The organism is Saccharothrix longispora, from assembly GCF_030852425.1.
GTDB lineage: Bacteria > Actinomycetota > Actinomycetes > Mycobacteriales > Pseudonocardiaceae > Actinosynnema > Actinosynnema longispora.
Window position 1 is genome coordinate 15,385 of record NZ_NSDM01000031.1, and the last position, 23,559, is coordinate 38,943.

Genomic DNA, 23,559 nt, shown 5'->3' on the forward strand with positions numbered 1-23,559 from the left:
AGTGCTGGTTGAGGTGGGTGTGCGTGGCGAAGTTGGGTCGTCCGGGGATGTCGAACGAGATGAAAGCCGACCTGTGGCGGAGGTGGAAGACCGGGGAGTCGATCAGCGTCATCTCGCGTGGACTCGGCAAGCCGCCGGGCTCGGTGTTCACCGTGCTCAAGCACCACGGTGGAATCGCTCCCGAGCCCCGCAAGGCGCGTGGCGGGAGCCTGGTCTTGGCCGAGCGGGAGGAAATCTCGCGAGGGCTGCACGCGGGTGAGTCCTACCGGGCGATCGCCGAACGCCTGAGTCGTGCCGTGTCCACGGTCAGCCGTGAAGTGAACCGCAACGGCGGACGCGTCCGGTATCGGGCGACCACCGCGCAGGAGCTGGCTTCGGAGCGGGCCAGGCGCCCCAAGCCGTGTCTGCTCGCCCGTCGTCCCGGGTTGCGGGAGAAAGTGGTGGAGTTGTTGGGCCAGGAGTGGTCTCCCGAGCAGATCGTCGGGCACCTGCGCCTGCACCATGACGGCGATCCGGAGATGAGGGTCAGCCACGAGACGATCTACCGGTCGGTCTACACCACCCGCTGGAAGGTGGTTCCGCGCGTGTTGTCGACGCGGTTGCGCACGGGGCGCCCAATTCGGAAGCACAAGCGGCACACGGTGAAGGGGCAGTGGCGCTCGCAGATCGTCGACGCCCGGCCGATTGGACAGCGCCCTCCGGGGGCGGAGCACCGCACCGAGCTCGGGCACCTGGAGGGCGACCTGGTCCTCGGGTCGGCCAACAGCCAGGTCGCGACCCTGGTCGACCGGAAATCCCGGTTCCTCACGATCGTCAAGCCCGCGAGCCGCCATACCGCGGTGGTCGTCCCGGCCCTGGTCGAAGCCTACGGACGCATGGACCCGCGCTTGCATACCACGCTGACATGGGACCGTGGCATGGAGTTGGCCGCCCATAAGGCATTCACCGCCGCCACCGGTGTCGCGGTGTTCTTCGCCGACCCGCGAAGCCCTTGGCAGCGCGGCACGAACGAGAACACCAACAAGCTGCTGCGACAGTACCTGCCCAAGGGCACGACCCTGGCCACGTTCAGCCAAGAGGACCTCGACGCCATCGCCGCGAAACTCAACAACCGACCCCGCAAATGCCTCGGGTTCCGCACACCGGCAGAGAGTGTTGCCTTGACCGGGTGAATCTAAGGACGCGGTCTTCAGGATCTCGTTGGCCCGCTTCAGTTCCGCGTTCTCCCGCCGCAGCCGGCGCAGCTCCTCCGACTCGGCCGCGGAGGGCCGGTCGCCCCGCTCGCCGCGGTCGGCCTCGTCCTGCCGGATCCAGTTCCGCAACGCCTCCGGGTGCACGCCCAGCTGCTCGGCCAGGCGCCGGATCACCGGCTTGGGGTCCGACTCCCGGTACAACCGGACCGCGCGGGACCTCAACTCGTCGGGGTACTTCTTCGGTGGTGCCACGGACGACTCCCATCAGGCCCTATCGGACCATGCCTGGAAAGACTCCGAGCCACCGGGAACCTTACGTTCGCAGTGGGCGTTCATCCGAGGCGCCTGCGGCGCGCTCTTGATCACGTGTAGATCGTCGGCCTGGAAGACGGTGTCGAACGTCTGGCTGTACTTGCCGTCGCGGTCCCGGAGAAGGAAGCGTAGGGACTGCGTCCGGTGTCCGAGGTCGGCGGCGAGGTTCCTGGCCTGTTGCGTGGTCCATGCCTGGGTGGGGTGGGCGGTGAGGCCGGTGATGTGCAGGCGTCTGGTGCCGTGTTCGAGGAACGCGAGCGCGTACAGGCGTGTGCCGAGCACGGTGTCGAGGTGGAGGAAGTCGGCCGCGATGATGCCCTGGGCCTGGGCGGTGAGGAACTCCCGCCAGGTCGGGCCATCACGGCGTGGTGCCGGGTCGATGCCGGCGTCGTGCAGAATCTGCCAGACCGTCGAGTAGGCGATCCGGTGTCCGAGACGGACAAGTTCGCCTTGGATCCGTCGAACCCCACCGAGGGTTCTCCCTGGCGGGCCGCAGCACAAGCGATCTGATCGCCGCTCGTGTCGGTGGGCGTCCGGTACGTCGGCGCGTGGAGTAGTCCCACTTACGGGCTACGAATCTGCGATGCCAGGCGAGCAGGGTGCCCGGCGTGACCGGGAAGATCTCCGGCCACCGACGGCGATCCACCAACCCGGACAGGGCGGCGAACCAGAATCGATCGGCGGGCTCGTAGCGGCCCGGACCCATGAGTTGCCGGCGCAGGACCGCGTTCTCGTGGCGCAGCACGAGCAGTTCGGCGTCCTTCGCCGCCTCGCTGTGCAACACCATCGACGGCACGGACAGCAGTTGCCGGGTCACCTTGAACAGCAGGGACACGATCACCCGGACATGGTCTCAACGCGGCGACACCTCGCTCTACCAGCAGCGATGGTTTCCGAGCGGCACAGGGTGACGAACCACCGGGCTCCGCAGGGGTGCCTGCAGCCGGTCTGCGGCCGTCTCCGGTCATCCTCGTGCGCTGACCGGCCCATGACTGTTACCCCGCCCAGGTGACCTCCCTGGACCGGCGCTAGCAGTCAACGGCGGCGGTGGGGCCAGGGATGCTCGGAGGGCCGGTCGAACCTGCCACCTTCCAGTTGTCGCCGCACGCGGCGGGCGTCGGCCACGCGAAGTTGGTTGCGGTAGAGGACCAGCGCCTGCCGCCACGTGCGGTCGGCGTCGTCGGTGCGGCCGAGCGCATGCAGCACGTGGCCGGTTCGGTCGAGGGTGTCAGGGACGTGGTAGACGTCGCCGAGTTCCTGGTACAGGGCCAGCGCGCTGCGGAAGTGTTCGAGCGCGTCATGGTGGCGGTGGGTGCGGTGGGCGATGAATCCCAGTGTGTCCAGTGTGTCGGCAGCACCGCGGGGGTCGTAGTGGCTCAGTACCGGGTACGCCTCCCAGCACAGGTGTTCGGCTTCGTTGAACCGGCCGAGCAGGGCCGCACACCAGCCGGCGGCGTTGATCGCGTCGGCCACCCACAACGGTTCGCCGGTTCGGCGGAACAACTCCACCGCTTTCCGGGCGTGGTCGTACGCGGGTTCGAGGTGTTCCTGGTACTCGTACATCACCGAGACGATCCGGTGGACGAATCCCTGGCTGCCGATGTCGTCCTCGCGCTTGGCCTCGTGCAGGGCGCGGCCGAGATGGTGGCGTGCTTCGTCGAACCTTCCGACCTGGACGTAGGCGTGCCCGAGGTGCCGGTGCACGAGGGCGTCGACGACGGGATCCGGCCACCCCTCCGTTGCGCCCAGCGCGTAGACCCACGCTTGCAGGTCGTCGCCGAGCAGCCCGGACAGGCGGTGGTAGGCGCTCATCGCCCACGCGAGCTGCCAGGTGGCCCAAGGGCTCGAGCTGTACTGCACGACCAGCAGGTGCCATAGGTTCCGGTGCTCGGCCGCGAACCACGCCAACGCTTCCATCCGGCTCGACAGCGGCTTGGGGCGACACGTCCGGGAGGGCGCTGGCAGTTCGATGTAGATGTCGTGCGGTTCAAGCAACCGCCGGGCCGCGTGGGCGGTGTGCGTGTGGAACTCCGTCAAGCGGTGCCAGGCCCCGTCTCGGGCAGGCTCTGTGATGTCGTGTCGTGCCCGGTCCTCGGCGAAGGCGTGGACGAGGTCGTGCGCGTGGTACCGGTCCGCGTCATCGCGCGTGAGCAATGACGACTGCTCCAAACCACGCAAGACGGTTCTGGCGTCGCGAACCGGTGTTCCGGCGAGCGCGGCAGCGGCCTCCACGCTGACGTCCGTGACCAGGATCAAGCCCAGCAGCGCGAACATCTCCGCGTGGCGCGGGTCCAGCGCGCGGTAGGACCACGACAGCACCGCCTTCACATCGGTGCCCGGTTCACCGTCCTCCAGACCGTCGAGTCCGGCCTCGTGCAACTCGTCGACCACCGTGCTCAACGCCAACCGCGGGTGTGCTGCGGCCCGTCCCGCCACGACGCTCAACGCTAGCGGGAGGCCGCCACAGCAGCGCAACAATGCGTGGACGGCCTCGGGCTCGCAGGCGAGCCGGGCGGATCCAAGCCGTGCGGCCAGCAACGCACGCGCCTCCCTGTCGGGCAACGCGTCGAGCACGAGATGCCGGGCTCCGGCGGTGTTGATCAACTGACTCGGCCTGCGCCTGCTGGTGATCACCACGGTGCACGTCGGAGATCCGGGCAGCAGTGGCGTCACCTGGTCGGAGTCGGCCGCGTTGTCCAGGACGACCAGCATCCGGCGCCGGGCTACCAGCGTCCGGAACAGCGCTGCCTGCGCGTACTCGTCGACTGGGATCGCAGCCGGGGGCACGCCGAGTGTGCCGAGGAAGCCCCGCGCGGCCGTCGCCGCCGTCAAGGGTTCGCCCTCGGGGGCGAACCCGCGCAGGTCGACGTAGAGCTGTCCGTCGGGAAACCGGTCCGATCGGCCGTGCGCCCAGTGCAGCACCAGGCAGGTCTTGCCGATGCCTCCGGCACCGCCGACCGAGGCGATCACGACCGTGTCGGCGGCGTCGGGGCGGAGTGCCTCGTCCAACGCGGCCAGGTCGTTCGTGCGGCCGACGAAGTGCGGTGGCCGTGCAGGCAGTTGGCGTGGCACGACGTCCTCGACACGCACGCCGACGTGCAGGTCCCCGCCCACCTGGACGACCGTCGAACCGGCTACTGCGACGGCGTGCTGGTGAGTCACGCGCGTCACCTTAGGGCGCTGTGAGGCGCGGCCAGCCGCAATCATGCGGCCCCGTCGAGAGGGGTCGGGATGGGGTGTCAGCTCGCTGGCGGATGTGTCGTGTGCCGTTCGAAAGTCATCGTTGCTGGCCAAGCGGCATGTTGTGCTCGTTGATGAGCCCTGTGCTCGCCGAAATGTCGTCCGTGCAGGTCGGGCAGCGTGATGGTGCTCGTTGAGGATGCCGCCAAGTCGTTGCCGTCGGCGGATGTTGAGGCGGGTGGCTGCTGCTCCCCTTGAATCCGTCGGTAGCCCCAGTCGGTGTTTCCGGGCTATCCGCTCGATCAACGCCACCACGGCATCGTCGACCGGTGGTCGCCCGATCCGGTTCGGGTGGGTCCACTTCTTCGCGACCGGTCGCCGGTGCCATCGCAGGACGGTGCCCGGCGTCACCAACCGGTGGTGTCGTAACCGGTCGGGTAGGCGTCGCGCCAACGCGGCGAGCACCACGCGATCGGCCCAATCCAGTCGCGGGCGAGGGCTGGCCCGGCGCAGCACGGCGACCTCATGCCGCAGCACCGGCAACTCCACGTCCCTGGCCGCCGCCGACCGACGGGGCTGGAACCAACCAGCCAACGAGCCAACGAGCCGGACGAAGATCAGGTACATCAGTCGTAACGCAATGCCTGGCCATCATGCCTCCACGGCTCATGGTGCGCGATCGCCGCAGCTCAACGCCCCAGCGCAGAGTTCTGGCACCTCACAGGTTCCGGTGCGACTTCCGACGGTGTTGCGTTCGGGAACTCCGGCGATGTCTCGGGCCATGACTGCGGTGCCGGGCCGAACGCGCGTCGGGTGGCCCGGACGGCCAGGGCGGCGACGGTGGCGTTGGCTCCGCCGCCGATGACCGCGCCGATACCGAACGGGACTGCCCGGCCGAGCACGATGATCCCCTGCTTGGTGCCGTACTTGGTGACGAAGTTCTTGCCCAGGGCTTTGTTGATCTGACGCAGGGTCGCCATGGGCACCTTGTTGACGAGCTGGCGCCCCCAGTGCCGTCCGGTGCGCTCGGCGACCTTGCCGATGGTCGTGGAGCCGGACTCGCCGAGCAGGATTCCCATGACGAGGGTGCGGCGGCGTTCGATCTCATCGAGCCGGACCCCGTGGACCTCGGCTACCGAGAGCACGAACAGGGTGCTCAGTTCGAGCGAGGAGAAGAACTCGCCCGCGGAGAGCGCCAGCGCGATCCCGGTGCCGACTGCGGGTGCGGCCGCAGCGCCCCCGACCGCGGCGCCCGTGCCCGCCAGGGCGCTGACGTACATCCGCTCCAGGGTGCGGACGACCTCCTCCGGTGTCGCCTCAGGGTTGCGCTGACGGGCCCGGGCGATGTTCCTGCGGACCAGCGGTGCCTGCAGGCCGATGGCCTTGTCCAGCAGGTCGAGGATCGGCTGACCCCGTCCGCTCGACGTCGGTAACGGTCCTTCGATGGCGTCAGAGTCCACACCGAGCTCCTTGAGTCGTCATGTTGTTCGTCCAGTCTTGCACCGGGCGACCCGGGCTCCGCCGATCGTTCACAGCCGCCGCGTCATGCTGCCAGGCGCTCGGGACGACCAGGCCGCTGCCCGTGACCTGCACGTCCGCCCGTGTCTTGGCCGAGCACGCCGCGTCAGCGTTGGCGCACCTCGAAAGCCCCCGTGGTGATCAACCACGACAAATAGGGGACGGCTGACCCGAGCCGGGAACTGACAATCCCTCACGAGCGTGATTTCGCGCGGCCGGCCCCGACTCCGACCTGAGCCTTCGCTGGCGAACGATCACTGGGGGTGGTGAGGCCGTGTCGGTCGTCGTCGGTCCAGTCGGGGGAACGGCCGACCTCGGCGCAGTGCTCGGCCCAGGTCTTGCGGCGCTGGGTCGAGGGCTGCTTCTCCACGCCCTGCGTGGCCGCCCTGGTCCAGTAGGTGACCTGGCCGTTGTAGCGCCAGGCGCCTGTCGCCGGCCCGTACTGGCTGAGCAGGGTGCCGGTGCGTTCCAGGCGGCCGAGGGCGACGCCGAAGCGGACGCTGGAGGCGGTGTAGGCGCGGGAGCCGAACATGGAGTGTCCCTGTTCGGCGACGTGCGCGGCGAACAGGTCGGGGAAGCGGGTGCGCAGACGGTGCTCGACGATCCCGTACTCCAGGAACGGGTCGTCGGGGTCGACGCAGCGGTCGAGCGGGTCGAGCAGGTCGTCGGTCACGCCTTCACGCACCTCGCTCGGCGGCTGGACCGCCTCGCGGGTGGTGAGCCACTCGTGGTCGCCGTGTGCCCGCCGGTTGGTGCAGCGGTATTGCAGCACGCCGTCGGGCAGCCTGCGGGGCGGCCGCACGTCGTCGGCGGTGAAGCACTTCGGGCAGGTGATGATCACGGTCGGTCCTCCGGGGCGCCGGCGAAGAGGATGTGCTCGATCTCGTCGGGCGCGCGGTGGTGCTCCCGGGCCCAGCGGGCCAGCAGGTCGCAGTAGCGCTGGTAGGTGTGTGCCGGCCATGAGCCGGCGGGGTTCAGGGAGGCCCAGCCGCAGTGGTCGCGCAGCGCGGTGGCCACGACCCGGTCCAGGATCAGGCACGGGTGCTCCGGGGCGCCGCCTCCCGCGAAGTAGAGGAACTTCGTGGAGAACGACGGACCCAGCGACCGGATCGCGCTGTGGTTGTCGGGCCACAGCACCGCGTACGCGCCGGCGGGGTCGTGTCGTGCCCTGTCCGCTGCCTCGGTCAGGAGTCCCTCGGCGCGCGGCACGTCGGCGGCGATGCTGTCCAGCCTGCGGGCGTTCTGCCGCAGATGGCCGCCCGAGCCCCAAGCGAGGACCCGCCACAGCAACGTGAACACATCGCCGGCCGGCGCCCACACCTGGGCGCGGGTGAGCGTCGGCCCGACCGGCGGTGTGCCGGGCAGCCCGCGGGCACTGACCGCCTCGCGCCACCACTGCTCCCGGATGGCGATCGCGTGGTCGCCGACGCTCACCCGGCGAGGATGAGAAGGGACCGCCCAGAGCGGCAACACCACCGTCGTCAGATCGGTCATCGACACACCGCGTGCATCGCTGTCCGCTTCCTGCCGTTACCGGCCACGGCGGGGGTCCCTGCTGCCGAATCCTTCGCCACTTGACGACCGCCCATGTGTTCGACGGTCACAGCGGTCGACATGAGCCCGCTGTGGGAGGGAGGTGGGAGGAAATTGGGAGAATTCGAGGTGGATGAGCAGGGGTGAACTGCGTTGAGGTGCGTTCGACTGCACCGTCACGACCCGTGGGTTTGATGTTCTCCCAGGTCGGGGAAGATTTGGGCAATTCTGCGGGTTGAGTGCGCAACATATCGGTTGGTCAAGTGGTCGTCTCTTCAGGCTGGACTGAAGGCGACTCGTGGTTGCTGCACGACTATAGCGCCCTGCTCGGTGATGCCGTTCGAGGTGCTTGAGGGGCGGTTGAGGGCTCACGACGCGGCGTCGTGCGGCTGGCACCACTGGTGATCCTGGTGGTGGGTGTCGTCCGACTCCTCGGGCGGCGCGGTGGTCGCGGCGGCCATGATCGTGCCGATGTCGTGGTGTATCAGGCCCTTGAGCGTCAGAGCGGAGCGCAGTAACGGCTCGGGGCCGACGGTGGGCATCGTCAACGTGGCGTCCCGGTTCGGACAGTGAGTGCCGGCCCGCGTGCCGCTCGGGCCTCGTCCAGGGTGGCCCCGGACAGGTCGTCGGTGTCACAGCGTAACCCCCGGCGGAATTGGCGCGCCCCTCGTGCGGCCGGACGACCGCGGTGGCGGTCTCTGCCGGTCGTCGCTGGTGATCCGCCAGTCCACGCTGGGGAGCGCAGCCCCCTCGGATCGATGGCCGACCACGCGCGGGCCCTCGCGCTCGCACAGCAGCTGCATCAGCTCTCGCGGTCGCTCAGGACGCTGCTCATGGCTAATGACCTGCGACGATGACTTTCGAGCGGCACAGGGTGGAGAACGCTGTGCGTGCGCGCGGCGCGGCTGAACGGGTGATCCGTTCGGCCATCACGGCGAAACCGTGGCCGGTTTGTGTCGTTCGCCTCCGCAAGAACTGCATACCTGCATACAGTTCTTCGATCCCGCATTTCGTGGAGGAGGCCAACGGTGTTCGAAGGGCGCACCCGGCTGCGCGGCCTGGTCAAGGAGCTGGTTGAGGCCGTTGGCGCGGGAGCCACGCCGGTGCTCGTTGTCGAGGGGTGCGGAGGCTCCGGCAAGACCGCGCTGCTCACCCAGACGGTGCTGGAGTGGCAGGACACGACGCCCACGGTGCTCGTGCGACCGCGCGAGCTGCGGGTGGACGACGAAGACGGCGCGGCCGGCGCCGTGCGGCCGGTGCTCGCGGCGGTGTTGCTGGGACTCAGCGCCGAGGTGCCCGGTTTTCCGCTGTCGTTCGAACGGGTGCTGCTCGCGCAGATCGCCATGCGCGTCGAGGTGGAAGGCCTCGACCAGGACGCGGCGCTCGATGAGCTCAACCGGCAGACCAACAACTACCGCGAGCGCAACCTGCGGGACCTCATCCGCGACCTCGCGGCCACAGCCGGGTCGCTGATCCAGTTGCCGCTCGACCCAGGGCCCATGGTGAACCGGATCGCCGACTACCTCGGCGGCATGCTGGAGAGCTCGCGACGGGCGTCCAACTTCCGCTGGAGCAGGGCGGCGCTGGAGTGGTTCGGGCACCAGGACCAGGGGCTCAGGCTCAACGCCGACCGGGCGCGGTTGCGGTTGAGCGCGCAGGCCCGCAGTCAGGACCCCGACGTGCGGCGCGACGTCGACGACCTGCTGGTGGCGGCGTTGCTCGCGGACCTGCGACACAGCCTCGCGCCGGTCACCACGCGCCTGCACAACGTGGTGATGCTGCTCGACGACGGTGACGTCGCTGTCGCCACGACGTTCGTGCGCGCGCTGCTGCGGGTGCGCAGAGCGGTCGCGGACCGGGGCCGTGGCGGTGATCCCGCGCCGCCCGACCCGTTGCTGGTGATGACGACGAGCGGCGGGCTGCTGGCCGAGGAGCTGGCCGACGACGAGCTGCCGGCCCCCGAGCTCGTCAGGGAGTCCGAAGTGGACATCTCGTTGGTGGCCGAGGCACGGGTGTGGGTGCGAATCCGGTCGGAAGACCTGACCGGCAAGGACGTCGTGCAGCTCGCCAAGGGCCACCTCTGGCCGAACGACCTCGCCGCGAGCACGGTTGGCAAGGTCGTGTACGGGTTGAGCCGCGGCCACCCCAAGTCCGTCGACGCGTTGCTGCGCAGGCTGCACGACGAGCCGAGCCTCGCCCGCGACCCCGGCAAGCTGCTGCGGGGCGTGGAAAACTCGTTGCTCGAACCGTTCGTCCGAGAGTTCTCCGCAGGCGACCGGGCGAACAAGCACCACCTGCGGGCACTCGTCACGCTGTCGGCCGCGCTCACCAAGCTGGAGGCGCAGACCCTCGCGCCGCTGCTGCCGGACCCGGTCGAGCTCGACTCGCCGTTGTACTCCTCGTCGACGCTGTGGACGTCGGGAGACTCCGGGCAGCAACAACTCCCGCCGCTCGTCCGGTACCTCGGCATGCGGATGCTGTCGGCCAGGGCCGACGACGACGAGGCCTCGTGGGCCAAGGTGATCGGCAGGCTGCGCGACCACGCGGGTGACGAGGGGCCCAGACTGCGGTACACGTTGTTGCTCGGCGACCGCGCGGCGGTGGCGGAGGAACTGCTGGAGTCGTTGGAGGACATGGCCACCAGGGACTGGCTCGAGCTGTTCGACCTGGTGACATCCGACGTGAACCCGCGCGAGACCTCGCCGGAGTCGATCGGCACCGCCCAGCGCGGCAGCGACCTCGCGCACACCTACCGGCTGCTCGGCGTCGTGCCCGCGTTCGACCACGACCCGTGCAGCACGGAACCGGACGTGCGGCAGGATCTCGCCGCCCAGGTGGCACAGGCGTTGCGCCAGCTGTCCAACCGCGCGCAGGACCCCGCGCTGCTGCTCAGACGGGCGCAGCGCTACGAACGGTTCGGGAGGAACTACCGGTGAGCCGCTACCACTTCGGGATCTGGCCGAAGGCCCGGCCGCTCCGGCACCCGGCGAAGTGGACGGACTGGCTGCGCCCGGTCGCCGTGCTGGCTGCGGTCGTGCTCGTCGCCGGCCTGGTCACCGGCGGCCCGTGGCTGTGGAAGCGCTTGTCCTGCAAGGACGGCTGGCCCAGCACGGACGTGTGGTCGGCCGGCGGTGAGTGCGTCGGGCTCAGCGTCGGTGGCTACGACTTCGGCCTGCCCGCGTTCACGAACGTGCTCAAGGTGATCGAGGGGCAGAACGCGTCGGCGGCCGACGTGTGCGACCCGAAGGGCACGCCGGTCACCGTCGGCGTGCTGCTGACCATGACCGACCAGTACGCGGGTGCGCGGGCCGTGCACGAACTGGAGGGCATGGCGGCCGGGCAGGCGCGTGCGAACAGCACCGGCTGCCTGCACCCGCTGCGGCTGGTGGTCGGCAACATCGGCGCGTACGGGCCGGAGCAGGAGGCCGTGCAGGTCGCCAGGAGGCTCGCCGACCGCCCCGAGGTCGTGGCAGTGGCCGGGATCGGGCTGAGCAACCAGCGTTCCGCGGAGATCGCCGACCTGTTGGCGGCTGCGAAGATCCCGATGGTGTCGGACCTGATCACCGCGGAGGGTTTCGACCAGAGCGGCTCCACCGCGCAGGAGACCGACTACAGCGGCTGCGAGCCCGACACCACCTACCAAAACGGCGTCGGCCGCGACCACTACTACCGGGTGGCCTACCGCGGTTCCGAGCAGATCAGGGCGCTCGGCGCGGCACTGCCGGGGGCCCGGCTCGACTTCATCATGGTGCCGACCGGCGGCACCGACCCGTACACCTGCACGGCGTTGCCGTTGATGCACAAGCAGTTCGGCGGCAACATCACCGAGGTCAAGTTCGACCCGGACGAGGCCAGCACGGTCTCCCAGACGGCACAACGGGTCTGCAACGTCGCCAAGGACGTGACGGTCGGCTACATCGCCCGCGGCCGCGACCTCGCCATGTTCCTGCACAGCCTCGACCAGGAGTTCACCGAGGGCCACTGCTCGGCGAGTTCGATCACGGTGGTGAGCACGTCGGACGGCCAGCGCGTGCGGGCGGCCGAGCTGGACCCGCGGCTGGAGGACCTGCGAGTGCGGGCGTTGTCCTCGCCGTCGTTCACGTCCGGCAAGCTGCGGCTGGTGTCCACCCTGGTCGGTGGCGCGGACAAGCAGGTGCTCGGCAACACGGGTTTCACCGACTTCGAGCGACACTTCACCCGGATCGGCTTCGACGTGGCGCACACCGATGCGGGCTGGGCGGTCAACGGCTACGACGCCTTGGCCGTGATCGAGGAGGCCGTGAACAAGCTGCCGGTCACCAAGGAGGTGCAGCGCAGCCAGGTGAACACCCAGATCAGCTTCGTCTCCTCACCGGAGACGGCGGTGCTGGGCGCGGGCGGGCCGATCATGTTCGACAACGACGGCAACCGGGTCGGCCCACCTCCGCCGGTCGTGCGGGTGTGCCCGTTGCCGCCGCAGAACGGGACGGTGGGCCGAGTCCGCAGCGTGACGCTGCAACCGGCCGGATCGGCTCCGTCCTGCTGAGCGGCGTCTGCAAGTACTACCGACTCGGCTCGCAGCCTGCCCCGGAGATCCGCTGGCGCTGTGCTTGTCGAAATGCCGTCCATGCAGGTCAGATGCTTGTCATGCAGTTCGGCCTCTCGGTGTGGAGGCGGCATCCCGCAGTCGTGCCCGACGGCGATCGACGTCGCGCTTCAGTCGAGTGTGCGGCCTGGAGGACGATTGCTGTGCACAGCGGTCCGGCTGACTCTGCGTCTGGACCGGTTGCGGTCTACCTTGCAGGTGTGGCGGCGGATCGCACTGCCGACCCGCGAAACCAGGAGGCGGCCCGTCGGCTGGTGGACGCCACCATCGAGGTCCGTCGTGCGGGTGCCTCCCGACCGGGCAGTGTGTCGTGGGACGATCTGCGGGCGGAGTCGGGTCTGTAGTCGCCGGTGGTCCGGGCGGCGGTCGACGACGGTCATGGCGCGCACCCTCGACATCGATCCTGGTGCGCAGGAGCTGATCCGCGCGCTTCCGCCCGAGGCGCTCGTCGCGCTCGGCGAGGCGTTCGAAGTCCTGACCCCGGTGCCCGAGCGGGACAGCCCGCTCAACCGGACAATCCGGATGGCGGACTGTCCACCCAGGACCTGTGAGGTGTCAATAGTCGACAACACGGTCTGACCTGTGCTTACGTGGCTGTGGGTTGTGCTCGTCGATCAGGCCGCCGAGGATGGTTCGGCGGCGTATCGACGTGTGGACCGGCGGTCTGCGAAGGCTCGTGCTCGGCGTATCGGTCATGAGTATCTTTCAGACGCCTTCACCGCGGTGGCTTCCGGGCCGGTGATCGACGACCGGGGACGCTCGTGGCGGTTCGGCGTTAGGGTGGGGTAATGGCCTCTCCTGCTGCGTCGATGCCCTCCGGTGGCGATCCGGTGGCGCCTGCGGCTGATCCGGTGGCGATCCGGGCTGCTTTGACGCCGATGCTGGTGGCGGAGTTCGACCGTGAGTGGGAGCTGGTGTTGGAGCGGGCCAAGGTGTCGAAGGACTTGGCCGGGATACGGGATCTGTTGGGCAAGTGGCGGCACATCGCCTACGGCGAGCTGCGCGACCCAGGCTCGTACTACCGGATGTTGGCCAAGGCCGAGCAGGTCCAGCGCTTGGGTGCCAACCCGGACGCGGTGTCGTTGGAGGAGATGAAGGCGCTGCTGCGCCGGCGTCAGGGGCGGACCGGGTAGCCGGGTGTATCGCGTCGTACCCACGGGCGGCGGTTGTCGCATCGGACGGCAGTTCCGTGGACTCCGGCGAACACGCGGGAGCGGGCAGTGGGAGCAGAGTGGGAGCCATCGGACGCGTTCAACAGCGCAGAGCCGCATCCAAGGGCGCCCGACAGTCGTGTATTTGCTGTGGAGATTTTGTTTCCGCTGGTTGAGGCCTTATTCTGGCTTCATTCACACCGAAGAGGTCACTGGTTCGATCCCAGTATCGCCCACAGCGTGTTTGTGCAGGTCACCGACCCGCAGGCGGATCATCGTCTGCGGGTCGGTGATCGTTCCGGGGAGCAGTTTGGGAGCAGACCTCCTTCAGAATTCGCCGCATTTGTGGTCGGATTGGCCTGTCTTCGGTGATAAAACTGCAGGTCGCGTCCCTGCGGCCTTGATCGAAATCTTGGGTGTCGGGGTGAACACTTCGTACGGCACCGAAGAGGTCTCGGGTCCGGTTGATTGCCGTTCGGGTCAGTTGAAGGCTGGTGCGATGTCTCGCTGGGACGGGTCGGGTGTTCGCCGCGTGCTGATCCGCTCGTTCTGGCCTGGCGCTGGTGCTGTCGCGGGATGGTGTCCTGCGGTGTCACCGGTCGTTGCTCATGCGGCACCCGGAGGAGTCGGCGCTGTGCGTGCCAAAGATGCCATCCGTGCTGGTCAGGCGGCGGGGTGGTACTCGTTGAGGATGCCGCCCAGTCGTTGCCGTTGGCGGATGTCGAGTCGGGTGAGGGCCGCTTGGTCGGTGACGGCTGGTGGCGGTGTGCGCAGTGGGCGGGCGTTGGCGATGCCTTGGTGGGGCCGGTGGGTGTTGTAGTACTTCTCGTACTCGCGCAGGGCGTGGAGTAGGTGCGGTCGGTTCCAGATGAGGGTGCGGTCGAGCAGTTCGCGTCGGCAGCTGCGGATCCAACGCTCCATAATCGCGTTCATGCGCGGTATCCGGACTCCGCTGAGAACGACCTCGATGCCTGAATCGGCGAGGACGGCGTCGAACAGGGCGGGAAACTTCCCGTCACGGTCTCGGATCAGGAATCGTGCGGTGCTGCCTGTGTCTTCGAGGTCCATGACGAGGTTCCTGGCGGTTTGAGTGACCCAGGACGTGGTCGGGTGTGCGGTGGGGCCCAGGACTCTGATTCGGCGGCTGGTGTGCTCGATGACCGCGAGTATGTACAGGCGGGTGCCGGTCAACGTATGGGTCTCGAAGAAGTCGCAGGCCAGTAGAGCGTCGGCCTGTGAGCGAAGGAAGGTCGACCAGGTCGTCGTGGTGCGCTGGGGCACAGGGGCGATTCCGGCGTACTGGAGGATCTGCCAGACGGTGGAGGCTGCGGCCTTGATGCCGAGCACGAGGAGTTCTCCGTGGATGCGGCGGTAGCCCCAGGTCGGATTCTCTCGTGCCAGGCGCAGCACCAGGAGTCGGATCGAGCGGATGGTCCGTGGTCGACCGGGCCGCTTGGGACGGGAGCTTGCTGCGTGGCGGTGGGCGAGAAGGTCTCGGTGCCACCGCAGCACCGTCTCCGGGCGCACCAGCAGCCGGAGTCGACGAAGTGCTTGCATCGGGAGTCGGTGCAGCAGTGCCGCGAGGAATGCCCGGTCAGCGGTGGAGAACCGTGGGCGGGCGTCTCCGAGTTGGCGTTCCAGGACCGTGGTCTGGTGGCGCAGCACCAGGATCTCCACGTCCTTGTCCCCGTCGCTCAGGGGCAGCAGACGCAGCAACGCGAACGCGTTTGTCACACCGAGGTAGGCCAGTCGGAGCCGCACAGTCGGTCATCATGCCGCGTCAGCCCAGGACGCTGCGGACCTGCAGTCGCACTCACGAGCACCTCCGCCCTTCACGCTACGCACGGCTTCAACCTGCATGGATGGAGTTATCGGCAGGCACAAGGTCGGGTGCCGGTCGGAGAGGACGTCGATGCCCTCGTGCAGGTAGCGGTAGCCGGTGGCCTGGGAGACTCCGGCGTCGTGGGCCAGGCGGTGGACCCGGCCGCAGTCGCAGGACCAGCACGGCCTGGCGGAACGGTCCCAAGGCGCGACTGCCGGACGGAGCGCTGATCGCCCGACGGTGGGCGGCGAGCAGGCGGGCCAGGAACTCGACCAGGTGGCGAGGGACGTCGAGCGTGGCAGAATGGGTGACCATCGTGAGCCTCTGGTTGACAGAACGTGATCTCGGCAGATCTATTCCTACCAGGGGCTCACGTCCTTCCGCAGGTCAGAGCCCGGCCACTACTGGATCTCGACCAGCCTTCCGCTCATTTCGTTGAGAAACCTCAGTGTCTATGGTTTCCTGGACCGGTGAGTCGGAATATGTTCCGGGCGGACGTGACCTACGACAACGTCTTTCTCTTGTTTCTCGACGCGTCCGGGTACTCCAGCATTGTCGGCCGCAATCCGCGTGATCGAGCGGCGTACGCCTTCGACCTGCTGCGTACACGGGTTACGGCCAGGGTGCTCGGCGTGGCCGAGCGGCACGGCTGCGCGCGGGCGGAGCTGTGGAGTTGGCGCGGGGACGGGGGTTTCCTGATTGTCCACGACGATGATGAGAGCGTCGCGCGGGACGTGGTGTTGGAGGCCGCCAGGACAATCCTGATGGAGGACTTGCCGCGGTTGCGGGAGGAGCTCGACAAGGCCGAGTTCCGGGGTGGCCTGCACGTGCGCATCGCTGTGCACAAGGGGCCGATTCGCGTGCCGGTCGAGAGGGAGAACGGCTCGATCCACTCACCGGATGTCAACTTCGGGGCGCACTTGGAGGAGGTGGCTCCTGCGGATCGCCTGGTGGTCTCCGGTGGGGTCTACCGGGTCTCCGGGCCGTTTGCCGAACTGTTCGAGCGGGTCGGTGATTTCGAGGGGCACGAGGTCTACCTGATGAGGTCCGCCGACGACGCTGAGGATGGCAGGAGGGTGTGGCTGCGCACGGCGGGTCTGGCGGGGGCGGTGGGGGTGCACGCCTATCCGCAGCGACCCAGTCAGCGGGACAAGGCCCGGCTGGTGGAGACCGCAGCGGGGGAGGTGGTCGACCTCGGCACGGCGCTCAACACCTGTGCCAGTTTGCTGGTCACCACCGAACGCCCTGCTGTCTACCGGGACGCCGTGCTGGGGTTTTTGCGGCGAGGCGGCACCTACCGTTGTGTGCTGCTCGATCCTTCGAGCGAGGTGGTGGCCTTGCTTACCACTCTCCGGGGGGAGGACCTGGCGGCGAAGATCGACGGTTCCCTGGCGAAGTTCGCCCGGTTCAAGGAGCGGCACGGTCCGTCGGCGGATCGGTTGGAGGTGTATCGAACCGTCGCGTTTACGGGCATGGCCGCGTTGTGCTCCGATCCGGGCACGTCGCGCGGGCTGATCCTGTACTCGCCCTATCTGTTGGGGGCCCACCCGACCGGCTTCACCGTCGACCGCGCCGACATGCCGCACTATCTGGCTGGCCCCGAAGCGGGACGGTTGCACCAGACGCTGTCCGACGTCGTCGCCCACGTGACCGCTCCGGAGCGACTGGAGCGCGTCCTGTAGGGCATGCCGTACCGCCAGCGGGCGCGGCGCATGAGGTGCCCCGTCCTTACCGCCCGATCACCGTCGGCTCGAAGTCGACCGGCGTGGCGCCAAGCCGCCCTGGTGGAGGACCTTCAGGACGGAACGCGCAGCTTGGCGGGCGGCGAGTCGTTGTCTCTGCGTCTTGTCGACCGACTTCTCGGCGGCGTAGTCGCACACGCTTTTGACGATGATCCAGTCTATGTTCTCGCGATCGCTCGCCGATTGCAGGCCGACGCCTTCCATTTCGCCGCCGATCGCGTCCGGGAAGCGGTCGAGGAGAGCCTTTTTGAAGTCCGGGTTGTCTATCAGCTTCTCGCCCGACAGCATCTCGCCAGCGAGCACCTCCACGCCAATCTCATGCAGGTTCGCGTCGCGGAACCGGCTCAGCAGGCGGGGCGAGCATTCGGTGCCAGCGCCCCGATGGGTCACTCGTAACGAGCCGTCTGCGTTCGTCCCCACTCGTTGGAGTTCGTACGCGCTGAGCTTTTGGGAGAGCAGAAGTTGACCGATCGGCTGGGTTTCCCTGTCAATTCCGAAAGCGATTCCGACGCCGATGATGCAGGTCGGCCGCAGATCACGAATCGCGTCGGTCACGGTGAGGGAGGAGCCGCCCGTGCCTCCCGACCCCATGGTGCATCGGACGTGGGCGACGGTGGCGCCGGCGATGGGGCCGTAGCGCCAGTAGGTGTTTACCGGTCCGAACTCGGCGCTTCCGGGGTGGCCTGCCCCGGTCAGTGCCGAGCGCATCTCTATGGTTTCCGTCTCGGTGACGGTCACCAGCAGGACGTCAACGTGTTTCATGGCGGATGAACCTCGACTCGACTCGACGTAGGTACCCAGCGCCGGTTCCCTGTCCACCATGCGGTCGGTCAACCAGGTCACGTACTGGAAAACATGGCGGGCTACCTCCTCGGCCGGGGTGTCGGGACGGGGCGGTGCGGGGCGGGGGGCGGTGCGGGCGGCGTCCCTGATGTGTCGGAGGATGCGGGACCGGACCTGGCGGGGGTGCGCATCGAATTCCCGGTCGGGGACGCCGGCCCGGTGCGAACCGAGATCGAACTGGTACAGCGCCTGCAACGTGTCGCGGACTACCTCGGCGGTCGTCTGCATCGGCCAGCTGTGCCGGGCGAGCACGTATGCGCTCCACGCTTCGACCCCGAATCGCTCGGCCCGGAACATGTCCTCGATCCCGCACGCGAGGGCGATCTCCGCCAGGATCCGGATGTCGTGGTGGGGGAAGTCGAGGGCGAGGTGGTCGAAGAAACCGAGTTCGGGGATTCCGGTCGCGATGTCGCCGTTGCCGTGCCGCTGGTTGTCCAGACTGAATCCCTCGCTGATCTTGCGTCGTATCGCGTATTCGATGTGGTCGTTGCTTCTGACGTCCTTCAGGAACCGGGAAAAGTAGTTGAAGGTGACCGCTTCGTCCTCCCGGTGGCGCAGCGCCTCCTGGACGGGATCGCGAAGCTGCCACAAGGCCGGGCTGAACCTTGCTTCCGGGGCTGCCGGGATCGCCTCGGTCCACTGCTGTAACACCCGTGTCAGCGGCATGGTGCTGCCCGTGGTCTTCTGCCACGTCGGGGTGAGCCACTCCAGACCGTCCCCAGCGGAGGTGTAGTAGTTCGGGTATCTATCGCTGTCGTGACGGTACGCGGCCGCCCGGGACGCCCGAAACTCCGCCAGGGTCACGTCGCGGCTGACCGTCTGCAACTGATACTGCTCGAACAGCAGTCGGAACTCCTCGTATGACGCCGGCGTGAGCCGATCATTCTCCCAAATCGCCGAGAGTCCGACGTACAAATCGGATTGGGTGAAGAAGGTCAGAAGCCTGGTCGCCTGTATGATCTGCTTCTCGCTCATCTCCCTGCCGGTCGACAGGATCAGTTCGCGGTCCAGGTAGTGCAGATAGACTGCGTCGTATGTCCTGCCGTGCCCGTTATACTCGTTCACTGAGTTCCCGGGCTCTTCCCAGTGCGTGGACGATAATATCCGCGCCGCCGTTGGTCAAGTGGCGTAGCAGCACCGCGCGGTCCAACCCGGTGCGAACCAGGACCTCGACTTCCACGTCCAGGTTCACCAGGGAGGTTTCCTTGATGTTCGACGCGCGGTTGTCGATCGTGAAGTAGCGCAAGGGCTTGCTGCTGCGTGCCGCCTGCGCAATCTCGATCACTACTCCGTCGGCCAGGGTGTCGCCGAAGACCCAGACCTCGTCGGCGGCCTCCAGTAGGCGCATGTTCCCGCGGCGGACGGAGTCGCGGTTCACCCGGTCGCCGAGGAAATAGTCGAACGCTCGGAACGGATTCAGCGGTACGGCACCGTTCTGGAAGACGAACTCGCACACGGCGTCCCGGCAATAAAAGAACTGCTTGGACTGTGCCGTGTAGACCAAGGTAGAATCATTCATCCAGTGCTCCTCGATATCCGGCGGCCGATTGGCCTGCTATGTGACCGCTGACCAGGGCCGCCGTCAGTCCACGAAAATCTCCGGCGACGTCGCCGGCACACCATAATCGCCCCATCGGGCTCGCCAGTCGCTCGTCGTGCACCGGATACAGTCCGACGCCCTCGATCGTCGGTCCGGTCAGCAGCGCGTCGAGGAAGTCGTGGTCGGGAAACGTCGCGACCAGCCTGTCGAGCCCCTTGGCCAGTAGGGTCGTCAGTCCCCGGCCCAACACTGCGGAGAGGTCGTTGTCCACGGCGGACCCGGCGTCCCGAATGAACCGGCCCAGTAGGCACCGACGCAGACGCCGCGCGCGACGGACCGTTGCGAAGAACCGGGCACCCTCCAGGCTCTCCTCCCAGGCTGCGTCGAGCCGCACGTTGAACCCGACGTTGGACCGTCCGGTGCCCGGCCCGTCTGAGCGTCCACTGGCACTGGTGACCCCATTGGTCGACGTGCCGATGATTTCGCCGTCCCGGCAGCAGCAAAAGGTCCGCCACTCGACCGGGCCGTCGCGCCAGATGTACTTGGGGTCCACTTGGGGGTGGGCGGACAGGAAGAACGATTCGGACGGTTCCTCGATCCTCACCCCGACCTCGATTCTGCGGAAGGTGAGGTGCCGTCGGTCGATCCAGTCGCCCGCCTGGAGGGGACCTAACCTGCCGGTGGCGAGGAGAAGTCTGCGTGTGGTGAGGACCTCTCCGGTGCGGAGAACAACCCTCCAGCCGCCTGGGAACCTTTCCGCCTGGGACACCGGGCTTTCGCTCTGGACACGAGCGACTCTCTCGTGCAGTTGCTTGATCAGAACGCGCCTGGAATCGAGGTCGGAGTAGACAGACGGATACCTCTTCTGACCGCTCCCCCCGCCGAGGGGCACATGACGCTTGTCGACGGAAAGGGGCGGAGTCGTGATGCCGACCAGATGCAACTGGTGTCGGAACCAGGCGTATGCGCCGCGCAGCGAAGGACCGTGCAGTGTCCACAGGTTGGATGCGGAAGGCCAAAAAGAGAACTTCCCGTCGGAGAACAACCCGGCACCCCCGACGCCCTGAGCCGCCTCCTGCGTGTCACCATGATCACGTCGGTCCAACGCCGGGCCGCCTTCCAGGACAAGCGGATCCATGTCCCGTGCCGCGTGGGCTGCGGCAAGTCCGGCGGGCCCGGCACCCACGATGATCAATTGCTCGCGCACCCTGACCACACTCCCACCCGTCACTGCCTGTGGCTCTCGGCGTCGCCGGATCGAACGGTAGCGTATGAGCATCGTTAACGTATTGACGACATGCGGCATGTCGCGCGGTGTCCGACAGGAGGTGCGTCATCGAGAGGCATAGCGGACCCGAAGGTGGCTTTAGCGGTTCATGATCGTGAACCTTAGGAGTGCTCACAATTGCCTGGGATGCAAGGGGTGAGCTTCCCGGTAAGTGTCTTGTCGTCCGGCGGCAGGCCGTCGGCGAAGCCCGTGTACCCACCGCATACTGCAATTGACCTATCAGTGAGCCCTTTCCAACCTGGCGGCATAGGTGGTGACCGTGGTGGAGACATGGCGAAGCTCCTGGTAGATGACTTCTCGACCAAGAGCAAGGCCTTCGCCAGGAGCTTCGAGTGCTTGTCTACCCATCCGCGATCGACCTGTCCAGTTCACACCTCCGGTTCCTGGCGCGGGAACTGACCGCGCACCGGCACCGGATCGGCAGCAGGTGGCGCAGGCTCGATCCCGGACGCCAAGCCCTGCTGGTGCTGGCGCACCTGCGCTGCGGCGATACCTACACCCGCTTGGCGGCGGGGTTCGGCGTCGGTCTGGCCACCGTCTGCCGCTACATCCACGAAGCGGTCGAACTCCTGGCCGCACTGGCACCGGACCTGGCCGACGCGGTGAAAGTCGCCGCACGCAAGGCCTACGTCATCCTCGACGGCACCCTGTTACGCATCGACCGCGTCGCCGCCGACCGGCCGTACTACTCCGGAAAACACAAGCGACACGGCATGAACGTCCAGGTCCTCGCCGATCCGGCCGGGAGACTGCTGTGGACCTCGCCCGCACTGCCCGGCTCGGCCCACGACCTGACCGCAGCCCGCACCCACGGCATCGTCGACGCCCTCGCCACAGCAGACATTCCATGCTGGGCGGACAAGGCCTACCGAGGCGCCGGCGGTGCGATCCGCGTCCCCTACCGCGGCAGATGGCACAAACTCTCGCCCGGCCAGCAGGCGGTCAACCGCTCCCACGCCCGCATCCGCGCGCTGGGCGAACGTGCCGTCTCGATCCTCAAAGCCTGGCGACTACTGCGCAGACTCCGCTGCTCCACCACCCGCATCACCGACCTGACCCGAGCCGTTCTGGCTCTTCATCTTGCGACCGGGTGAGGTTGGAAAGGCTCAGTGAGCCCTTTCCAACCTCGTAGCGTGGGCTGCGATCGTGGTGGAGACATGGCGAAGCTCCTGGTAGATGGCTTCTCGACCAAGAGCAAGGCCATCGCCAGGAGCGTCGAGTGCTTGTCTGCCCATCCGCGATCGACCTGTCCAGTTCGCATCTGCAGTTCCTCGCCCACCAGTTGGCCGCGCACCGACGGCGGATTGGCAGCAGGTGGCGAAGGCTCGACCCCAGGCGCCAAGCCCCGCTGGTGCTGGCCTATTTGCGTTGCGGCGACACCTACACCCGTCTCGCCGCCGGGTTCGGCATCGGCGTGGCCACCGTCTGCCGCTACATCCACGAAGCCGTCCGGGTCCTTGCCGACTTCGCCCCGGATCTCGCCGATGCGACGCGGGTTGCCGCCCGTAAGGCCTACGTCATCCTCGACGACACCCTGCTCCGGATCGACCGCATCGCCGCCGACCGGCCGTACTACTCCGGAAACACAAGCGCCACGGCATGAACGTCCAAGTCCTCGCCGACCCGGCCGGGCGACTGCTGTGGACCTCGCCCGCGCTGCCCGGCTCGGCCCACGACCTGACCGCGGCCCGCGCCCACGGCATCGTCGACGCCTTGACCGCAGCGGGCATCCAGTGCTGGGCGGACAAGGCATATCGAGGCGCGGACGGTCCCCTTCGCATTCCGTACCGCGGCAAGTGTCACAACCTCCCGCCCGGTCAGCAGGCCGTCAACCGCTCGCATGCCCGCATCCGCGCACTCGGCGAACGAGCCGTCTCCATCCTCAAGGCCTGTGGGGTGTCAAAAGCTGGCTACATGGTCTGACCTGCGGTTAGGCGGCCGTGGGTTCGTACTCGTTGATCAGGCCGCCGAGGACTGGTCGGCGGCGTAGCGAGATGTGGCCCGGTTCTGGGATCGGCTGGTTCGGTCGTGGTGGCAAGAGTTGCAGTGCTCTGTGTGGTCTGCGGTGGTTGTAGTGGGCCGCGTAGCGGTTCAGCACGGCCCGCAGATGGTGCTCGTTGATGATGAGCAGGCGGTCGGTGACTTCTCGTCTGACGGTTCCGATGAACCTTTCGGCGTAGCAGTTGGCTCGTGGACACCGTGGCGGGATCTTCACGACCTTGATGCCTTCGCCGGAGAGGACCGCATCGAACGTGTTGGTCATGCCCAGGTAGGCCAGTCGAAGCAGCACAGCCGGTCATCGTGCCGTGCCAGACGCCGAGCCAGTGGAACACGAGCACCCTCATGGGCCGTCCCGAGACCTTGTCCCGACCGTGCTCTCACCTGCATGGACGGGATTATCGGCAGGCGCAAGGTCAACGTCATGTCCGCGGTCGCCTCACGGGGCGCGTTGTGGTTCACCGTGTTCACCGAGCGGTTCACCGCGCCGGTGTTCACCACGTTTCTCGACCGCGTCGCCCGCCAGGCGGACCGGAAGGTCCACGTCATCGCCGATCGGCACCCGGTCCACCGCAGCAAGGCCGTCCGCGCCTGGCTGCAGGCCAACACCGATCGGGTCGAGCTGCACCTGATGCCCGGCTACAGCCCCGAGCTGAACCCCGACGAACTGCTCAATGCCGACCTCAAGCGCAACGTCAACGCCTCACGGGCGCACAACGTCGACCGGCTGGCCCACGAGACCCGACGCTTCCTACGACGCCGCCAGCGCCAGGCACACCTCGTCCGCGGCTACTTCCGCGTCCCGCACGTCCGCTACGCCGACATGTAGGCAACCGAACACTTTCGGCTCAAAT

At 67.7% G+C, this 23,559-nt stretch carries 20 protein-coding genes and 3 pseudogenes; 9 read left to right on the forward strand and 14 right to left on the reverse strand.

All coding sequences use genetic code 11. The features are described from left to right. The first annotated feature begins 47 nt into the window (after positions 1-47). On the forward strand, positions 48-1,172 hold the full coding sequence (locus CKY47_RS35770; RefSeq protein WP_371320795.1) for an IS30 family transposase: 1,125 nt from the start codon (positions 48-50) through the stop codon (positions 1,170-1,172). 57 nt (positions 1,173-1,229) lie between these two features. Here CKY47_RS35770 and CKY47_RS37170 read toward each other — a convergent pair. From CKY47_RS37170 to CKY47_RS35805, 8 genes and pseudogenes are all read right to left on the reverse strand, one after another. Beyond that, a pseudogene (locus CKY47_RS37170) lies at positions 1,230-1,445 on the reverse strand (transposase); the annotation flags it as partial. Between the two features lie 12 nt (positions 1,446-1,457). Next, positions 1,458-1,787, reverse strand: a complete 330-nt coding sequence (locus CKY47_RS35775) for a hypothetical protein (protein ID WP_306750824.1) — start codon at positions 1,785-1,787, stop codon at positions 1,458-1,460. 76 nt (positions 1,788-1,863) lie between these two features. Next, positions 1,864-2,346, reverse strand: a complete 483-nt coding sequence (locus CKY47_RS35780; protein ID WP_306750825.1) for a helix-turn-helix domain-containing protein — start codon at positions 2,344-2,346, stop codon at positions 1,864-1,866. 194 nt (positions 2,347-2,540) lie between these two features. Beyond that, positions 2,541-4,667, reverse strand: coding sequence for a tetratricopeptide repeat protein (locus CKY47_RS35785; protein ID WP_306750826.1), 2,127 nt, complete (start codon positions 4,665-4,667; stop codon positions 2,541-2,543). Between the two features lie 707 nt (positions 4,668-5,374). Continuing rightward, on the reverse strand, positions 5,375-6,145 hold the full coding sequence (locus CKY47_RS35790; protein WP_306750827.1) for a hypothetical protein: 771 nt from the start codon (positions 6,143-6,145) through the stop codon (positions 5,375-5,377). Between the two features lie 251 nt (positions 6,146-6,396). Then, positions 6,397-7,044 carry a zinc ribbon domain-containing protein gene (locus CKY47_RS35795; RefSeq protein ID WP_306750828.1) on the reverse strand — a complete coding sequence of 216 codons (648 nt, stop codon included), beginning with the start codon at positions 7,042-7,044 and terminating at the stop codon, positions 6,397-6,399. Then, positions 7,041-7,637: an 8-oxoguanine DNA glycosylase OGG fold protein gene (locus CKY47_RS35800; RefSeq protein WP_306750829.1), complete on the reverse strand. Its 597-nt coding sequence runs from the start codon at positions 7,635-7,637 to the stop codon at positions 7,041-7,043. The genes CKY47_RS35795 and CKY47_RS35800 overlap by 4 nt, the downstream gene beginning before the upstream one ends. 467 nt (positions 7,638-8,104) lie before the next feature. Beyond that, positions 8,105-8,284: a hypothetical protein gene (locus CKY47_RS35805; RefSeq protein ID WP_306750830.1), complete on the reverse strand. Its 180-nt coding sequence runs from the start codon at positions 8,282-8,284 to the stop codon at positions 8,105-8,107. A gap of 480 nt (positions 8,285-8,764) precedes the next feature. Between CKY47_RS35805 and CKY47_RS35810 the strand changes: the two genes are divergently transcribed. The 4 genes from CKY47_RS35810 to CKY47_RS35825 all read left to right on the forward strand — a co-directional run bounded on the left by CKY47_RS35810 (position 8,765) and on the right by CKY47_RS35825 (position 13,454). Continuing rightward, positions 8,765-10,672 carry a hypothetical protein gene (locus CKY47_RS35810; protein WP_306750831.1) on the forward strand — a complete coding sequence of 636 codons (1,908 nt, stop codon included), beginning with the start codon at positions 8,765-8,767 and terminating at the stop codon, positions 10,670-10,672. After that, positions 10,669-12,261: an ABC transporter substrate-binding protein gene (locus CKY47_RS35815; protein ID WP_306750832.1), complete on the forward strand. Its 1,593-nt coding sequence runs from the start codon at positions 10,669-10,671 to the stop codon at positions 12,259-12,261. The genes CKY47_RS35810 and CKY47_RS35815 overlap by 4 nt, the downstream gene beginning before the upstream one ends. A 438-nt stretch (positions 12,262-12,699) precedes the next feature. Next, positions 12,700-12,900, forward strand: a complete 201-nt coding sequence (locus CKY47_RS35820) for a hypothetical protein (RefSeq protein WP_306750833.1) — start codon at positions 12,700-12,702, stop codon at positions 12,898-12,900. 209 nt (positions 12,901-13,109) lie between these two features. Next, positions 13,110-13,454 carry a DUF6247 family protein gene (locus CKY47_RS35825; protein ID WP_306750834.1) on the forward strand — a complete coding sequence of 115 codons (345 nt, stop codon included), beginning with the start codon at positions 13,110-13,112 and terminating at the stop codon, positions 13,452-13,454. A gap of 681 nt (positions 13,455-14,135) precedes the next feature. Here CKY47_RS35825 and CKY47_RS35830 read toward each other — a convergent pair. Next, the gene (locus tag CKY47_RS35830) at positions 14,136-15,233 is read right to left on the reverse strand and encodes an integrase core domain-containing protein (protein WP_306750835.1); all 1,098 of its coding nucleotides are present in this window, start codon (positions 15,231-15,233) and stop codon (positions 14,136-14,138) included. A 120-nt stretch (positions 15,234-15,353) separates the two neighbouring features. Beyond that, positions 15,354-15,609, reverse strand: a pseudogene (locus CKY47_RS35835) (helix-turn-helix domain-containing protein); the annotation flags it as partial. A gap of 182 nt (positions 15,610-15,791) precedes the next feature. Here CKY47_RS35835 and CKY47_RS35840 point away from each other — a divergent pair. Continuing rightward, a complete protein-coding gene (locus tag CKY47_RS35840) occupies positions 15,792-16,976 on the forward strand; it encodes a nucleotidyl cyclase domain-containing protein (protein ID WP_306750836.1) in 1,185 nt (394 codons plus the stop codon). A 57-nt stretch (positions 16,977-17,033) separates the two neighbouring features. On the opposite strand, the gene CKY47_RS35845 is transcribed toward CKY47_RS35840, so the two are convergent. The 3 genes from CKY47_RS35845 to CKY47_RS35855 are packed head-to-tail and all read right to left on the reverse strand — an operon-like array spanning position 17,034 to position 20,626. After that, positions 17,034-18,944: a 5'-methylthioadenosine/S-adenosylhomocysteine nucleosidase family protein gene (locus tag CKY47_RS35845; protein ID WP_306750837.1), complete on the reverse strand. Its 1,911-nt coding sequence runs from the start codon at positions 18,942-18,944 to the stop codon at positions 17,034-17,036. After that, positions 18,931-19,398 (reverse strand): DUF7768 domain-containing protein, encoded by a 468-nt coding sequence (locus CKY47_RS35850; RefSeq protein WP_306750838.1) that lies wholly within the window; start codon positions 19,396-19,398, stop codon positions 18,931-18,933. Before CKY47_RS35850 ends, CKY47_RS35845 begins: the two co-directional genes overlap by 14 nt. Then, positions 19,391-20,626, reverse strand: coding sequence for a hypothetical protein (locus CKY47_RS35855; protein WP_306750839.1), 1,236 nt, complete (start codon positions 20,624-20,626; stop codon positions 19,391-19,393). The genes CKY47_RS35850 and CKY47_RS35855 overlap by 8 nt, the downstream gene beginning before the upstream one ends. A 413-nt stretch (positions 20,627-21,039) precedes the next feature. On the opposite strand from CKY47_RS35855, the gene CKY47_RS35860 reads away from it, so the two are divergent. After that, positions 21,040-21,801, forward strand: coding sequence for a transposase family protein (locus CKY47_RS35860; RefSeq protein ID WP_306750840.1), 762 nt, complete (start codon positions 21,040-21,042; stop codon positions 21,799-21,801). A gap of 125 nt (positions 21,802-21,926) precedes the next feature. After that, positions 21,927-22,597, forward strand: a pseudogene (locus tag CKY47_RS35865) (transposase family protein); the annotation flags it as partial. 40 nt (positions 22,598-22,637) lie between these two features. On the opposite strand, the gene CKY47_RS35870 reads toward CKY47_RS35865, so the two are convergent. Next, positions 22,638-22,997 (reverse strand): integrase core domain-containing protein, encoded by a 360-nt coding sequence (locus CKY47_RS35870; RefSeq protein ID WP_306750841.1) that lies wholly within the window; start codon positions 22,995-22,997, stop codon positions 22,638-22,640. Positions 22,998-23,093: 96 nt separating this feature from the next. Between CKY47_RS35870 and CKY47_RS35875 the strand changes: the two genes are divergently transcribed. Next, positions 23,094-23,534, forward strand: a complete 441-nt coding sequence (locus CKY47_RS35875; RefSeq protein ID WP_306750842.1) for a transposase — start codon at positions 23,094-23,096, stop codon at positions 23,532-23,534. Positions 23,535-23,559: the final 25 nt, after the last annotated feature.

What these genes read in the sequence shown, in the direction of transcription:
- CKY47_RS35770 (WP_371320795.1), top strand. Translation starts at nt 48, where the DNA reads ATGTCGAACGAGATGAAAGCCGACCTGTGGCGGAGGTGGAAGACCGGG.
- CKY47_RS35820 (WP_306750833.1), top strand. Translation starts at nt 12,700, where the DNA reads ATGGCGCGCACCCTCGACATCGATCCTGGTGCGCAGGAGCTGATCCGC.
- CKY47_RS35825 (WP_306750834.1), top strand. Translation starts at nt 13,110, where the DNA reads ATGGCCTCTCCTGCTGCGTCGATGCCCTCCGGTGGCGATCCGGTGGCG.
- CKY47_RS35850 (WP_306750838.1), bottom strand. Translation starts at nt 19,398, where the DNA reads ATGAATGATTCTACCTTGGTCTACACGGCACAGTCCAAGCAGTTCTTT.
- CKY47_RS35875 (WP_306750842.1), top strand. Translation starts at nt 23,094, where the DNA reads ATGGACGGGATTATCGGCAGGCGCAAGGTCAACGTCATGTCCGCGGTC.